Origin of the sequence: Marinilactibacillus piezotolerans, from assembly GCF_900114235.1 — a bacterium.
Taxonomy (GTDB): Bacteria; Bacillota; Bacilli; order Lactobacillales; family Carnobacteriaceae_A; genus Marinilactibacillus; species Marinilactibacillus piezotolerans.
The window spans coordinates 17,249-31,962 of record NZ_FOSJ01000027.1; the positions used below are offsets into that span (position 1 = coordinate 17,249).

Consider the following 14,714-nt stretch of genomic DNA (forward strand, 5'->3'; position numbering starts at 1 on the left):
TTATCGATAACAAGGCGTTCCTATTAGAAATAAAAATTCTAAAAGTTGCTATTAATGGTTCTACTGACAACCAGCTATATAGTATCTAGTATTTTTATGAATTCAGATTGTACTACATTAGTAAAAAAACAGGCTAATTAATTAGCCTGTTTTTAATTAAAATACTTCTATTTTCGATCTTTAGAATGAGCTTCAGCTTTCGGATCTCTATTCATTAATTCAATAATGGTATTTCTTACATCTGCATGCTCATATAAAACACTGTAAATAGCTTCTGTAATTGGTAGCTCAATATTTTTTTCTTTAGCTAATTCACAAGCAGCAACAACGGTCGAAGCGCCTTCAACAACCATCCCAACAGTTTCTAGTACTTCATCTAAAGAATGGCCTTTACCGATCATATTACCAGCTTGCCAGTTTCTTGAATGAATACTTGTACAAGTAACTATCAAATCTCCAACTCCACTTAATCCTATAAAAGTTAGTGGATCGGCTCCAAATGCAATTCCAAGACGACTAATTTCAGCTAACCCTCTAGTTATTAATGCTGCTTTTGCATTATCTCCGTATCCTAACCCTGCTAAAGCCCCAGCGCCTAATGCTATAATATTCTTTAGTGCTGCTCCATACTCAACCCCAATAATATCTTTATTCGTGTATATACGCATATAGTTATTCATAAATAATTCTTGAACTTTTTCTGCTGCATCTAAATTCGTAGATGCTGCTGTAATAGTCGTCAAATCATTTACAGCCACTTCTTCAGCATGACTTGGCCCTGATAGAGCAACTATTCCTTCTCTTTTTTCTTCTGGTATTTCTTCTTGTAAAATTTCAGATATACGTTTGTGTGTTTGTTGTTCTAATCCTTTGCTTGCCGTTACTAAAATGACTTTATCCTCAATTATTTCTGATACCTGACGCGCAACTATACGTGTTACTTTTGTAGGAAGCACAAACAAAACGATTTGAGCATTTGTAAGAGCTTCTTTTAGATTAGTTGTAGCTTTTATATTCTCGGACAATACTAAATTTGGTAAAAACATTTTATTTGTATGTTCTTCATTAATTTCCTTAATTTGATCTTCAACATTACTATATAATACCGGTTTATGACCGTTTTCTTCTAATACTTTTGCTAAGGCAGTCCCCCAAGAACCGGCTCCTATTATAGCTATTTTCTTTTTCATTCATTATCTCTCCATTCCCTATCTATTATTTATTAGATTTAATGCTATCATAAATTGTTTGAATCAAGTTGTACATTTATTACTTAATCACTCAACTATTATATTTAAAATCATGTCCTATGGTGCTTTTAGACTCAAAAGATTTGAACTTCTTTTCTCTTTTACTGTAAAGTATTACACATATAATGAGCACTGAGAGCGTTGGTGATAAATATCCACCCTTTTGGAAATTCAGAAATATAAATAATAATCCTAATCCAACATTTCTCTGCAAAATAAATCCACTGAAAAGTATACTCATTAAAAATGGAAGAATCCCTAGATCAGAAATCATATACGCAAAATTATTAGTGATTGGTGGAGTATTACCAGCCCCATTTCCAATCAAAAAATTGTTTTGTTGCACATATTCCCAACTTCCAAAAATCCTACTTGAAGCAGAACCATCCTCTCCATTTATTATTGAAAATGATCGCTCAATTAAAGACTTGTACAAAAAATCATGACTTATATATATAAGTAGTAGTATCAATATCATATATATAAACGCCATTTTATTAAAACGAAAAGTTCCATTTTCCAACAAAAGATTAACCCCATATAATAGGATCAATATGATCATGATGGCAATTGAACTATATGAAAAAGTTAAGATGATTCCTCCAAGAAGTAGTAGATTAATGTATTTAGTAAAATTGATTTTTCTTTTGAAGAAAAGATTAATACTTAAATTTAAATTTAAATAAAATCCAAGATGTGCTGGTTCGGAAAAAACGCTCCGCATTCGTATCGTTTCATTATAGAAATAACTTAATTCATCTGTTCTAGTTAATTTCCAAATAAATTTAAAAGGTAAATTCCCTGTATAAATTGCAAGTGAAATGTATAACCCAATTAAAATCACTAAAATTGAATATATATTGAGATATTTCAATAAACTCATTTCTAAGTTTCTAATGCTCAAAAAACGGTATGTTATCAAAACAAACACACTATAATATAAAATTTTTATTGTTGCTGCTATCGCACTATTGGCATCAAAATTATTATTAAATTCTATATTCAAAAAGAAGTTGACTGCTAAGTATACAGAAATCAAACTTAAAATTTTATAATCCATTATTTCTAAAAAAACATTTTGGGTAAATAGCAAAATAAGCAGTATAGAAAAGAAAAGAAAATCTCCAACTGAAAAAATTCCAATTATCCAATCAGATAGTATTAATCCCAATGGTAACAATAATAAAATTAAATTATTAATCAGTATTTTAGACTTATTAGATTTAGAGTATAAACTAACCAAGTTCTTAAACTCCCTTATTTATCAATAAAAAATTTCATTAAAATATTAACAATTTCTATGCTTGCTGTGCCATCTCCATAAGGATTAATAGCCTTGGACATTTTATCGTATAACTTCTGATCATTCAACAGGTCATTTATCGAATGGAAAACCATTTCTTGTTCTGTACCGACAACTTTCAGTGTGCCAGCTTCTAATCCTTCAGGTCGCTCTGTTTTGTCTCTTAAGACGAGTACAGGAATATCAAAAGCTGGTGCTTCCTCTTGTAATCCACCAGAATCAGTTAATACCATGTGAGCTCTAGCGATTACTTTATGGAACAAGTCAACTTCTAATGGTTCAACTAATAAAATTCTTTCATGATCTTCCAATAGTTCCTTTGCAATTCCTTGCACAACTGGGCTTAAATGTACCGGCATCACAACTGCAACATCTTCATGTTCATCAATGATTTGTCTGACTGCTCTAAATACGTTCTTCATCGGTTCGCCATGGTTTTCTCTTCTATGCATAGTTAATAGGATCCATTTTTTTTCAGGCGTTATTTTATCCAGTAAGGGATGTTTTACTTCTAAAGTTTTTGTATGAGCTATTGCATCAATTGCTGTATTTCCAGTTACATAAATTTTAGCTTCTGGTTTATTCTCGTTGAGCAGATTTTTTTTAGTTAGTTCAGTTGGTACAAAGAACAGGTCAGCTATATTATCAATCAACTGTCGATTCGCTTCTTCAGGAAACGGGAAGTATTTGTCATATGTCCTTAGCCCTGCTTCTACATGTCCAATTGGTATTTGCTGATAATAAGCTGCTAAAGCTGCCGCAAAACTTGTGGTTGTATCTCCATGTACCAAAACCATATCAGGAAGTTCTTTTAAAAAGATCTCTTCCAAACCTTTCATTACATTGATCGTAATATCAGATAGTGACTGATTCTTTTTCATAACATCTAAATCGTATGTAGGCTCGATTTCAAATACTTTGAGTACTTGATCAAGCATTTCACGATGTTGTGCTGTAACAATTACTTGAGTCTCAAATATATTACTGTTTTTTTCTAATTCTTTAATTACAGGTGCCATTTTAATTGCTTCAGGTCGAGTACCGAATACTACTGCAATTTTTTTTCTATCCATTAAATTAAACGTCCTTTTATAATTTAAGTGTAAAACTTAGTCTCTCTTACTATAAAGACACATACTTTGTTCTATGAAAACATTCAACATGTATTTTACCATAAAAAAAACCTGAAAAGATATGAAGTTTTTATTAAACTCCTTTTACTTATTAGGTCCTTTTAGATATTTTGTTCTTAATCTTGAAATTTTTATTCTAAGTCTGTCTTTTGCTGTAATAGATTCTATATTTTTTAATTGTTTTTTGAGAGCTGGTTCGACTGGGCTTTGAACTAAGCCATTGTAAATAGACAACAATTGTCTCTTTAAAAAATCTTTCTGCTGCTCATTATACCGTGATGAGGTATAATCTTCTTCCATTAATTTAAAGATTTTAAGATAGGACTCAAAAGATCGCTGTTTATGGTGCGCCGTACTTGCTGTCATAGTCGAAGCTGCTCTGTATCTACGGTGATAATAGAATCGATTGATATAAGCCATTTTTTTAGTGTGCAAGAACACTAGGGTTGAGAAATATTCATCTTCATGAAGAATTCCCTCTGGAAATTCAATTCCATTTTCAGTCAGTAGAGAATTTTTAACTAGATATAAGCAAGGTGAAGCAGAATAAGATTTTTGAATTTTAGGCAAGACATTTGGCGAGGTGTACATTATATTTTCTTCTAATACTTCAGAGAAATCATAGTCGCCAAGTTGTTTCGGGGTCTCTCCGCCGTCAAAAAATGATTGTCCATTAAATCTTACTATTTCAGCCTGAGTTTCAATCGCTTTATGCACTAACCCACTGACCGCTTCAGGTTCAATCCAGTCATCTGAATCTAAAAAAAGAATATATTCGCCTGCAGCTATATTCATCCCCTGATTACGAACTGCGCCTTGACCTTGATTAACCGAATTGAGCGTAATGCTAGCTTTATCTTTAAACTGCTTCAGCAGATAAGGTGTTGCATCCGTTGACCCGTCATCGATCAGAATTACTTCTACATTAGGATAGGTTTGATTCAAAATCGATTCGACGCTTTCTTCAACATATCTTTCGACATTATAAGTCGGTACAATAATGGATACTAGAGGTTCTTTCATACAGATCTCCTTACTTATCTACTAATTGTTTATTTCCTTTTAATTCAGCTTTTATCCGTTTAAATTCTCCTGTAATAAACAATCCAATAATCCAGATGACCAAAAAGATACTCCCTTTAATCAGTAAGTTGAAGAAAGGAGCAAAAGGAAATACCGGTAAGAAATAAAATACTACAAGCTGCATTACAGCTAAAATAACCGGCTTGATCATAACTTTAGCAAATTCCAATAAATTTGAATGGAATAGCTTGACCATTAGGAGGTAGTTCGCTTGAATAAAGTTTAGTGAAAATGCAATAACCAAGAATAAGGCTACATATTCAATTCTACCCAGTAAAATACCAGTAATAATTCCGGTAATGTTTAGTATAGTAGATAAAATCCCGGAAAGTAAAAGTAAATCTGTTCGGTTTCCCGATTGAAAGACTCCTCCGGTTGAAGATAGAATCATTTGAATCCATACAGATAACGCTAATATCTGCAGTGAAGGAACACTTCCATACCAGTCATTCCCAAATAAAAATAGAATGACATCTTCAGAAGAGAAAAACAAGAATACTGATAATGGTATACCAATTAGCGCTAATAAATTGGAAAGCCTTAAGTAGACTTGTTTAATTTTTTCCGTTTGATCAACGTAGTCTGACATGATTGGATGAATAACTGATGTGATCAGACTAGTCAAGACTTGATTAGGATACAATGAAACAGTGTAGGCTTTATCATAATACCCCAAAGCACTTTGCGAGATAGTCCCTCCAATAAGTAAATTATCTAAGTTTCTAGAAAAATAATTTATGAAATTAAATAAGAACTGATTTTTTGAAAAATAATAAATTTTCTTTAATGGTGCTGTATCCAATTTAAATTTCACGCTTGTCCCAGTTTTAACATAAAAAACAAAAAATAATGTCATTGCTTTAGCTGTGTTTCCTAAGATGATGGAATAATAACTGAATCCTAACAAGGCAAGTACAATCGATACAATACCGGATACGATTGCGCTCCCGACAGTTGTGAAATTAACCATTCTGAAATTCTTTTCTCTAAGTAAGAGAGATTGAGGCACAACTAGTACCCCATAAAAGAATACACTTATCCCAAGCACCATGCTCAAAGGAATAAAAACTGCATTATCATAAATCCAGCTGATCGGATAGCCTAGAAAAACAAATAAAATACCTAAAGCAATTGAGAGATATAAGCTGAAACCGAATATCGAATTAATTTCTGATCGTTTCAACTCTTTATTTTGGATAATTGCTGGTCCGATTCCAATATCGGCAAGAAGCTGGAAGAATATCAGGAATACATTGACGGTTGCCACAATTCCATATTCATCGGGAGACAAGATTCTGGATAGGACTGCTTGGACACCTAATTGTACTGCAACTACTGCATATTTCCCCATTGCGGTATATAATATGCCTTTTTTAAATTGTTCAAACATCCTTTATTGTCTCCTAGCTTTTTAAAATCTTATTTTCAAATTACGACGTGAAAAATCGTTTCATTTTACTGAAGAGTTTTCCATAATTATTGGCTGATGCATTCCGCTTTTCCATTAACTGGATTGCCATGAGATATTTACCTTTTTGAATACGCTGATGTAATAGATAACGAAATGGATTAGATTCTTTGCGGTCTTGTTGAATCACATAATGTTTGATATTCTCTTCTTCACAAATCGTTTTGATCCATTCGACTTTTTCTTCTTCTGTCATAGGACAATCTGGATGGGCGATATTAGCTAGTTCTAAGTATACTGGATTCCAGAATTCCCGCTTCAATAAATCATTAAATTCTATTTCCATTCCCCAATGTTCAACCAGTTTTTTGAATTCCAAAGCAATATTCAACTCCATCATAAATCGGTCATCTCGGTAGCGATTGACAGCTGATCCATCATGCGTGACATAGTGATAGTAAGCTTTACGGTTGAACGCAACATCTTTGATTTCTTTATAGACGTTGATGTTAAATAAAGCATCTTGTCCTAATTTCTGATTCGTAAATCTGATTTTATGCTCTATCAGATATTGTCTACGATATAGTTTATTCCACAGTGAATAGGGTGAAAAGTGATAGAAGTTTCTGAAGTGTTTACGAAATCCTTCTTGGGTATAAAAGTGTGGTTGTCTAGGCAGAAGTATTTCTAGATCTTCTGGCTTTCCTTCTACTTCTCTCGTATAACCAAAAACGACTACATCAGCTTTTTTTTCCTCAGCCAGTCTGACATTATCAGCTAGAAGAGTTGGGCTGAAATAATCATCTGGATCGGCAAAATATATATATTTCCCTTTAGCTTTTCTTAATCCTGCGTTTCTTGCCATACCTGAACCTTGATTTTTTTGATGAATGACTTGGATCAGTAAAGGTTCTTCTTCGGCAAAATGATCACAAATTGCTCCTGAATCATCTGTAGACCCGTCGTTAACTAAAATTAATTCGAAGTCCATTTTCGTCTGATTCAAGGCAGACTGAATAGCCCTCGGCAAATGAGCTGAGACGTTATAAACTGGCATAATGATGGATACTTCAAACATAATAACGAAACTCCTAACCATAGACATATTTTTCTAATGTGTTTATCTAATTTATTATAACACAGCATGTCTTATCAATTATAAAAATTCAATAAAAATTCTTAACAAAATAAAGTAAGCTGGCGTCATTTGAAAAGTCCGCTAACTTGCCATATTTTAAATATTTTGGTTTAACCAGAATGAAAACGAACACATCAGTACAAGGTGTAGATTTTTTTAGAATTGATTGTTTCAGTTCTTTATTTACCCGTTATTATTTTTAGTGCTTTTACTATTCAGTTCATCTTCCCTTATTCGCTTTTTCATTAGGGTTAAAGAGGCTACTTTTTGACTGGAACAAGCAAAGCTGCCAGACCAAAAACGGCAAACACACTAAAGGTAAATGGATAAGAAATCATTTCGATCATCATTCCAGCTACACTGGATCCTATCGTCTGTCCGATTCCTAAACAGAAAAAGGCTAGGCTCACTCCGACAAATGGTGTATCAGAAAATCTTTTGGTTCCCCAAACCAATAAAAGTCCTGTTATCGCAATATAGGCTATTCCAAAAAAGATTGAAGCAGCATAGATCATCACTCTAGATGGGAAAACAATCAGAACGATGGATAGAATAAGCAATAACAAAAATACTCGAAATGAAAATTTCAATCCTTTGAGTACAATCACTTTCCCTACGATTCCTCCAGCTATTCCTGCAATCCCCATCAATACCCAGAATAAAACACTCTCTTGATTAGAAAATCCATGTTCTGCAGTAAGATAACTTCTAGAAAATGTCCAGAACACAGAACTGCTGAATCCAACAATCATGGAGCCTATAATGATTCGAAGACCATTTTTTATAATTTTCTGAAATGCTGGTATCCTTTTTTCTGAACTTTCCTGACTGGTATCTGGATTTGGTATAACCATTGAATTCCAGATCAGAGTAGCAAAAGCAAGTAAGGCAAAGAATAGAAAAGCATTCCTCCAATATTCTGCAAAGAATAAAGCAATAGGACCGGAAATTATGATCCCAAAAGTTGTTCCGCTATTTATCCAGCTATTTCCTTGATCTTTCTGGTCTTCTTGAAATGAAATATCAACTACTTTGCTGAAGGCTGGTGAACTCCAGCCACTTCCTAGTCCTGCAGTAAACATGCTTACTCCAAGTAGAAAATAATTTACTGATAGAGCTATACCTAATAATCCTATTACTGCACTCAGTCCAGCTAGTTGCGTGACTTTTAGCGGTCCAAATTTATCAATAAAGATATTTGAACAAATCAAAGCTATGGAGTATGAGATATACCCAAGCGTTCCTATTAGTCCTGCTTCACTCTCTGAGAGATTAAGAGAGTCTGAAATATAAGGTAAAAACAGTCCATAACTAAATCTGGCAAAAGCATAGTTTACTGCAATCATTGCCGTTCCCGGAGCTATTAATTTAAACATGTTACACCTCTTCTTTATATAGAACGATCATTCTATTTTATTTTTAAAAATAAGTTGAAATATCTTCACTCGATCACTTGCTGAAAAGCAACCTTAACGTTTCAACTAGTTCTTCTTCTACCCTTTGAACCTCAATTGTTTCTGCTAAAGCTGTAGCCCCTTCGATCTGGATAGCTAATCGCATCGCTTCTTGTTCTGAAAACCCAAGTCTTTTATAAAAAGAAAGCATGCTCCTTTTGTGCGTATCGACTCGGTTTGTAATATCTTGGTTGATTTGGCCGTATTCTTCTTTTGCTCGTAAAAATAGACATCCATTTGAATTACCTTTTAACCAATTCATATGTGCAAGAGCAATAGTGCGTGCTGTTTTATACTTAGAACGCTTAGCCTCATCATTAAGATAGCTTTTAAGATAATCTAAATATCTTATTTCCCGTTGATCTAAAATTTTGACGATCAATTTCTCTTTCGATCCAAAATGATTATACAAGGTCATGATAGAAACATTCGCTTGCGATACGACTTTCTTTATCCCTACCGCATGAAATCCGTGCTGATAGAATAAAGACTCTGCATGATCTAATTTGATTCTTTCATGCATCCATTCTTGGAATGTGTTAAAATGAGCTGGAAGTTATAGAAATCACAATCATTATACATAAAAATAGAAGGAGCGATTTTATGGCTATTTTAGTAACTGGCGGTGCTGGGTATATTGGTTCTCACACTGTTATCGAGCTGTTGAATGAAGGTCGTGAGGTTGTCATAGTTGATGACTATTCTAACTCAAAACCTGAAGTGCTGAACCGTATCAAAGAATTATCAGGAAAAGATTTTGTATTTCATGAGGTAGACATTACAGATAAGGATGCTTTGAAAGAAGTATTCAAGCAGCATGATCTTGAAGCGGTTATTCACTTTGCCGGATATAAAGCTGTTGGTGAATCTGTGGCTAAACCGCTTATGTATTACCGTAATAATTTGAATGGAACAATTGCCTTGATGGAATTGATGAATGAATTTGATGTAAAAAATATGGTTTTCAGTTCCAGTGCGACAGTTTATGGTATGAATAATGAGGCACCTTTTACTGAAGATATGCCCTTATCTACGACAAATCCTTACGGAACGACTAAATTATTCATCGAACAGTTTATCCAGGATCAAGTAGCTGCTGATCCTTCCTGGAGTGCAGCACTGCTTCGTTATTTCAATCCAATCGGTGCCCACGAATCAGGGCGTATCGGTGAAGATCCTAATGATATTCCAAATAACTTGATGCCTTACATTACACAAGTTGCGGTAGGCAAGCTCGAAAAACTTTCTGTATATGGAGACGACTATGATACACCTGACGGTACTGGGGTAAGAGATTACATCCACGTTGTCGATCTAGCAAAAGGTCACATCAAAGCCCTTGAAAGTGTACTTGAAACCAGAGGTGTTGAAGCGTATAACTTAGGAACAGGCGTTGGTTACTCTGTGCTTGATGTAGTAAAAGCGTTTGAAGCAGCGAACAATGTCGAGATCCCTTACCAAATTGTTGACCGCAGACCTGGAGATATTGGAACCAGCTACGCTGATGCAACGAAAGCGCATAAAGTACTTGAGTGGGCAGCCGAACTGGGTATTGAAGACATGTGCCGCGACTCATGGAACTGGCAGAAATCTAATCCCAATGGATATGCATAAAATAAACTAATGAAAAATTCAAAAGGTAGCTGACTGATGGTTATATTCAGTCAGCTACCTTTTATTTAACCAATATTTTTATCTATACAGACAGTTAATCATCTGTTTTTTTGCTGATTCTTTTATCAGCACTAATAAATACTTTTTCAGCTTCTCTTTTTCCTATGACCACTATTTCAATAATTTCTATTTTATTATCTGACGCAGCTCTGTATATTAACCGAATACCTAACCTTTGATTTTTCAATTCACTAAATCCTACTAATTTTGCGTATTGTGTATTACCTAATTTTTTACCGATTGAAGATCCTTTTTCTTCTAAACGCTCTATCGCAAGATTTACCCATTTTTTTGTAGCGCCATCTAATTTCTTATAATCTTTAACTGCTTCTTTCCAAAAATTAACTTTGTTTTTCAATCAAACAACTCTTCATCAGACAAATGAGCAAATGGGTTCTCAGTGTCTTCTTTTTCAATGACCTTGGCTGCCGGAATTAATTCTATAGGTCCCTCATCAATTCTATTTGATAAATTACTGTAAAAGATTTTTTCTTCCATTTCATGGTATTTTTCAATTAAAGAACTATACTCTTTATTACTAATAATTACAGCTTCAGGATTATTATGATTTAAAATAAAAACAGGTTCTCCTGTTTTATTTACACTTTTGATGATTTTAGATAATTCACTCTTAGTTTGTGTGATAGATTTTGTTTCTCCAATAGTCTTAAGCATATCTTTCCCTCCAACTATACTAGATTATATCCACAGTATATCCTAATAAAGGTCCTATTTCAATCCCTATTTCAGGACCTTTTTACATTGTTTTATCAGTACCTTACTTTGATAAAATGTTACTTTCATTCGATACTATGCACGCTTTGCTGTTCAGAAAGATTGATTCGTCTGTGACTATCTTATTTTTTCATACTAGTACTTTTGTATAATAAATAATCTCTAATAGTTAATAACCTGTTTTGTTTAGAAAAGAATCTATTTATTGGATACTAAAAAAAGAGAAACCACACGATTTCTCCTTCTTTATCTTCATTTAGTTATATTTATAGTTTAGTCGAATAAGTAATCGTCTGTCATGTCAGCGAATGGATTGTGGTCAAAGCTTCCTGAGTTATCTTGTTTATGGATAAGACTTTCTGGTCCAGAATATAGATTACTGGAAAAATCATCGCTAATATAGTCTTTTCCCACTGAGCTACTATCAAACATCCCCTGATTCTTTTCGTTCATGGTTCTTGCCCTCCTATTAATGTATGGCCTTTAATGAGTTATAGTTTTATTTCAGTCTATTTTTGTAAATACTTATTTCTGTAACTAATATAGCATATACATTCGAAAGATTACTAATAATATACCTTTAAGAAACAAAAAAGTTTATATTCAGATTTTCTACTCTTTATTTTTACCGTATTCTTAACATTTATCTATACAAATAAGGTCCATGCAGCTTTCGCATGTACCTTATTTAAAGATGATTCATCTACTCTTATCTAACAGTCTATCTATTTGATAAATAAACTGTATACTATGAGGAAATCTTCTTAACCTTGATCAATCCGTCCACATGAACAGGTTTGATTTGACCCGTTTTAGCAAACACTCCCCATATCTGACGCAGTACCTGACCTTGACGATGAAATTTCCCCCAGGTTATTCCATCTAGTATCGGAGACCCTTCCCACAGTTCCTCATTTTCGAAAAGATACGGTATTTCGGAAGCATGTCCTCCAGCCAGCTGATTCCGTGGAGCTCCTCCACTGATTTCATATTTATACCCGCTTCCTCCGCCAAGATGATGTCTTCTGGTAAATTCCTCCACGCCAGATTTATATATTTTCTTTGTTAAAAATTTTATGGACGCCTTGGATAAATATTTTCCTATAAAGGGAGTTTTAGTCAATTTGTTCAATACAGGAATATATGGAATAAATGGAGCTAATTCGCGTTTATTATTACCAACTAATATTTCAATACGTCTAGCTGCTTTATTCCATTCATGCTCTAAATCATCTTCGTTTGGAAGAGGAAATTCACCATACTGTACTCCAAAAGGCATAGAAGACTTCAACCCGAATGGCTTCACTTTCTCTTGAATATCCGCTTGGACTTCTGCAACTTTTTCTAAGGAATCATCAGCTGAGATTTTTTTCTTTTCTTCTAGCATAACAGCTTTCATTTCTTTTGGTGCAGGTAGTAGTCCAAAAGGAGCGCTCTGTATAATCGCTCTATTGAACAACCCTTCTGTTCCTTTGGCAATCATAAGATGAGCTGCTGCATCTCCTCCAGCCGATTCACCAAATATAGTGATGTTTTCTGGATTACCTCCAAATCCTGCTATATTCTGCTTTACCCACTTTAACGCTTCAATCTGATCAAGCAACCCAAGATTTGCTGGTGTACTCTCTTTACTGCCTAAATATCCTAACAATCCTAATCGATACGTTACGGTAACCACTATGACGCGTTGTTCCCGCACTAAAACTGCTGGATCATATATAGGATAATCTCCTGCTCCCGTAACATAAGATCCTCCATGTATCCACACCATTACCGGAAGATTATCCGAAAAGCTAGTATCTTTGGGTGTAGTTACAGAAAGATATTGACAATGTTCATCTACTTTCATTTCTCTAGATTCTTGATTGATAAGGTAATCGGTCAATTCATCTTTTGGTTGTGGAGAAGCAGGGGACCATTTCGTTGCTTCTACTATTTTATCTGTATTTGCTGGTTCAGCAGTTGGCGCTTCAAATCTAGGAGCTGTAGCATATTTAATACCAGTAGCTCTTAAGACCCTTTTTTCTCATCGTTCCATCCACGAATAGTCCCCATAGAACAATTCCATGTTGGATTAAGATTAGTATCATTCATTTTTTTATACTCCTATTTAACTTTACTTGTTCTTCACTATTTCTATTTTAACGGTATTAGAGAATTTAGTAAAACACCAGGCAATCTACTTGAACGATAAACAGCTGCTTATTGAATCAATAAAAACATATTTAAATTTTCCATTAAAAAAAACTATCCAATGCAATTTGAGATGCATCGGATAGTTTACATAAGTATTTAGTTAAGTTAAGTTAAGTTAAGTTAAGTCTTCATTTCATTACGCTAATTACTAGACCTAAAATTGCTTATATTCATCTACTCTATAAGTAATCTTTAAGGCTTTTTTCAACAAATATCTCAAATGCTTTTGAATGAATCTACAAATCCAGCTAACTTAGATCAACGATTGGTAGCTGTCATCTTAATAATTTTTGTATGGACTCATTGTTTTATAATCGTGAATCTACGCTCAAACAGTTTATTATGTTATCCTCTTTTGTTCTATCTTAATAGAGATTAATTTTCGAAATAGTCACTTATTTCTTTTAAATACTGTTCGCGTGATTCTGGTAGATGAACGGTCTGGCAGTGAATCCAAGAAACATTTTTAATGCCTACCATATCTAAAGTTCCATTGATCAAAGTACTCTGGATTGGATCTCCAACAAATGCAAGGTTTTCTTTAGAAATGTTAGCAGTTGTCAATACTAACCCTTCATTGATATTCAATAGTCCAGTTAATTTATGATCTATTTCATCATAAGCTTGGCCTTTGAGTAACACTTTATCCAAAAAGCCTTTTAGCATACCTGGGGTGTTGAACCACCAAATAGGAAAAATAAATATAATTTTTTCTGCTGCTTTCAAGCGTTCGATATAGTCAGCAGCCAATGGATCGGCATATTCTCCACGACTGAATAAACGCAAGTCCTCCTGTGTGTATGCAGGATTAAATCCATCCGCATGCAAGTCGATCACATCAACAACATCGCCCTTTTTTTCTAGATGATTGACTGTTGTTTCTAAAATATGATGATTAAAACTTTCATTCCAAACATGTGTATAAACAATTACTGCTTTCATAACCGTCTCCTTAATTTTTAATGCAAGGAACTTTCCTGTTCCTAAGTTGAATCCATTCCGTTTTTTGCTTTATCTCGTTTGACTATTGTACTTTTTTAATAAGAATAACGTAACAATTCATTACATCGATAACTTGTCATAAACAGTATATGTAATTAGAAGAATTTCAAACTGTACTTAACTAAATACTCTTTTATAGTCTGAGATAGTTTTCATTGTACTTTTAATATTATCGTGAAGATTTAAACTTGTCAACGCATGAAAAATAACTTACTCCCCCCTAGTATACTTATTTATCTATAGCAAAATTGCCTATCAGACTCGTATTTAGAATAATTGTTTTAAAAGTAGATTTATTTGATTGTGCCTCCTAATTAAGTTACCGCCTAATAGCTATT

The 14,714-nt window shown here is 33.7% G+C and carries 14 protein-coding genes; 1 reads left to right on the forward strand and 13 read right to left on the reverse strand.

From position 1 onward, the window contains the following. Positions 1-167: 167 nt before the first annotated feature. The 8 genes from BM212_RS07600 to BM212_RS07635 form a co-directional block, all read right to left on the reverse strand. Positions 168-1,190 (reverse strand): NAD(P)H-dependent glycerol-3-phosphate dehydrogenase, encoded by a 1,023-nt coding sequence (locus tag BM212_RS07600; protein ID WP_091897848.1) that lies wholly within the window; start codon positions 1,188-1,190, stop codon positions 168-170. 91 nt (positions 1,191-1,281) lie between these two features. Next, positions 1,282-2,493, reverse strand: coding sequence for a hypothetical protein (locus tag BM212_RS07605; RefSeq protein WP_091897850.1), 1,212 nt, complete (start codon positions 2,491-2,493; stop codon positions 1,282-1,284). A 14-nt stretch (positions 2,494-2,507) separates the two neighbouring features. Then, positions 2,508-3,626, reverse strand: coding sequence for a non-hydrolyzing UDP-N-acetylglucosamine 2-epimerase (gene wecB, locus BM212_RS07610; protein WP_091897852.1), 1,119 nt, complete (start codon positions 3,624-3,626; stop codon positions 2,508-2,510). Between the two features lie 144 nt (positions 3,627-3,770). Beyond that, positions 3,771-4,709, reverse strand: coding sequence for a glycosyltransferase family 2 protein (locus tag BM212_RS07615; protein WP_091897854.1), 939 nt, complete (start codon positions 4,707-4,709; stop codon positions 3,771-3,773). Between the two features lie 10 nt (positions 4,710-4,719). Further along, positions 4,720-6,159: a lipopolysaccharide biosynthesis protein gene (locus BM212_RS07620; protein WP_091897856.1), complete on the reverse strand. Its 1,440-nt coding sequence runs from the start codon at positions 6,157-6,159 to the stop codon at positions 4,720-4,722. 40 nt (positions 6,160-6,199) lie between these two features. Next, positions 6,200-7,255 (reverse strand): glycosyltransferase family 2 protein, encoded by a 1,056-nt coding sequence (locus BM212_RS07625; protein WP_072695247.1) that lies wholly within the window; start codon positions 7,253-7,255, stop codon positions 6,200-6,202. A 320-nt stretch (positions 7,256-7,575) separates the two neighbouring features. Beyond that, positions 7,576-8,691 (reverse strand): MFS transporter, encoded by a 1,116-nt coding sequence (locus BM212_RS07630; protein WP_072695248.1) that lies wholly within the window; start codon positions 8,689-8,691, stop codon positions 7,576-7,578. Positions 8,692-8,764: 73 nt separating this feature from the next. Further along, complete coding sequence (locus tag BM212_RS07635; protein WP_072695250.1) at positions 8,765-9,292, reverse strand: TetR/AcrR family transcriptional regulator; 528 nt, start codon at positions 9,290-9,292, stop codon at positions 8,765-8,767. Between the two features lie 80 nt (positions 9,293-9,372). Here BM212_RS07635 and galE point away from each other — a divergent pair, with 80 nt between their 5' ends. Beyond that, entirely contained in the window at positions 9,373-10,383 is a 1,011-nt protein-coding gene (gene galE, locus BM212_RS07640; RefSeq protein WP_072695253.1) for a UDP-glucose 4-epimerase GalE, read from the forward strand. A 94-nt stretch (positions 10,384-10,477) separates the two neighbouring features. Here the strand turns inward: galE and BM212_RS07645 are convergent, their stop codons facing one another. From BM212_RS07645 to BM212_RS07665, 5 genes are all read right to left on the reverse strand, one after another. Then, a complete protein-coding gene (locus BM212_RS07645) occupies positions 10,478-10,801 on the reverse strand; it encodes a hypothetical protein (RefSeq protein WP_072695255.1) in 324 nt (107 codons plus the stop codon). Then, positions 10,798-11,118 carry a type II toxin-antitoxin system Phd/YefM family antitoxin gene (locus tag BM212_RS07650; RefSeq protein ID WP_072695257.1) on the reverse strand — a complete coding sequence of 107 codons (321 nt, stop codon included), beginning with the start codon at positions 11,116-11,118 and terminating at the stop codon, positions 10,798-10,800. The genes BM212_RS07645 and BM212_RS07650 overlap by 4 nt, the downstream gene beginning before the upstream one ends. 333 nt (positions 11,119-11,451) lie before the next feature. Continuing rightward, the gene (locus BM212_RS07655) at positions 11,452-11,631 is read right to left on the reverse strand and encodes a hypothetical protein (protein WP_091897858.1); all 180 of its coding nucleotides are present in this window, start codon (positions 11,629-11,631) and stop codon (positions 11,452-11,454) included. Positions 11,632-11,926: 295 nt separating this feature from the next. Beyond that, positions 11,927-13,177, reverse strand: a complete 1,251-nt coding sequence (locus BM212_RS07660; RefSeq protein ID WP_091897860.1) for a carboxylesterase family protein — start codon at positions 13,175-13,177, stop codon at positions 11,927-11,929. A 572-nt stretch (positions 13,178-13,749) separates the two neighbouring features. After that, positions 13,750-14,316 carry an NAD(P)H-dependent oxidoreductase gene (locus BM212_RS07665; RefSeq protein WP_072695263.1) on the reverse strand — a complete coding sequence of 189 codons (567 nt, stop codon included), beginning with the start codon at positions 14,314-14,316 and terminating at the stop codon, positions 13,750-13,752. Between the last annotated feature and the right edge of the window lie 398 nt (positions 14,317-14,714).

Excerpts from the sequence above, each read along its gene's own strand:
- BM212_RS07600 (WP_091897848.1), bottom strand. The coding sequence starts at position 1,190 with ATGAAAAAGAAAATAGCTATAATAGGAGCCGGTTCTTGGGGGACTGCC.
- wecB (WP_091897852.1), bottom strand. The coding sequence starts at position 3,626 with ATGGATAGAAAAAAAATTGCAGTAGTATTCGGTACTCGACCTGAAGCA.
- BM212_RS07615 (WP_091897854.1), bottom strand. The coding sequence starts at position 4,709 with ATGAAAGAACCTCTAGTATCCATTATTGTACCGACTTATAATGTCGAA.
- BM212_RS07620 (WP_091897856.1), bottom strand. The coding sequence starts at position 6,159 with ATGTTTGAACAATTTAAAAAAGGCATATTATATACCGCAATGGGGAAA.
- BM212_RS07625 (WP_072695247.1), bottom strand. The coding sequence starts at position 7,255 with ATGTTTGAAGTATCCATCATTATGCCAGTTTATAACGTCTCAGCTCAT.
- BM212_RS07630 (WP_072695248.1), bottom strand. The coding sequence starts at position 8,691 with ATGTTTAAATTAATAGCTCCGGGAACGGCAATGATTGCAGTAAACTAT.
- BM212_RS07635 (WP_072695250.1), bottom strand. The coding sequence starts at position 9,292 with ATGCATGAAAGAATCAAATTAGATCATGCAGAGTCTTTATTCTATCAG.
- galE (WP_072695253.1), top strand. The coding sequence starts at position 9,373 with ATGGCTATTTTAGTAACTGGCGGTGCTGGGTATATTGGTTCTCACACT.
- BM212_RS07650 (WP_072695257.1), bottom strand. The coding sequence starts at position 11,118 with ATGCTTAAGACTATTGGAGAAACAAAATCTATCACACAAACTAAGAGT.
- BM212_RS07655 (WP_091897858.1), bottom strand. The coding sequence starts at position 11,631 with ATGAACGAAAAGAATCAGGGGATGTTTGATAGTAGCTCAGTGGGAAAA.
- BM212_RS07665 (WP_072695263.1), bottom strand. The coding sequence starts at position 14,316 with ATGAAAGCAGTAATTGTTTATACACATGTTTGGAATGAAAGTTTTAAT.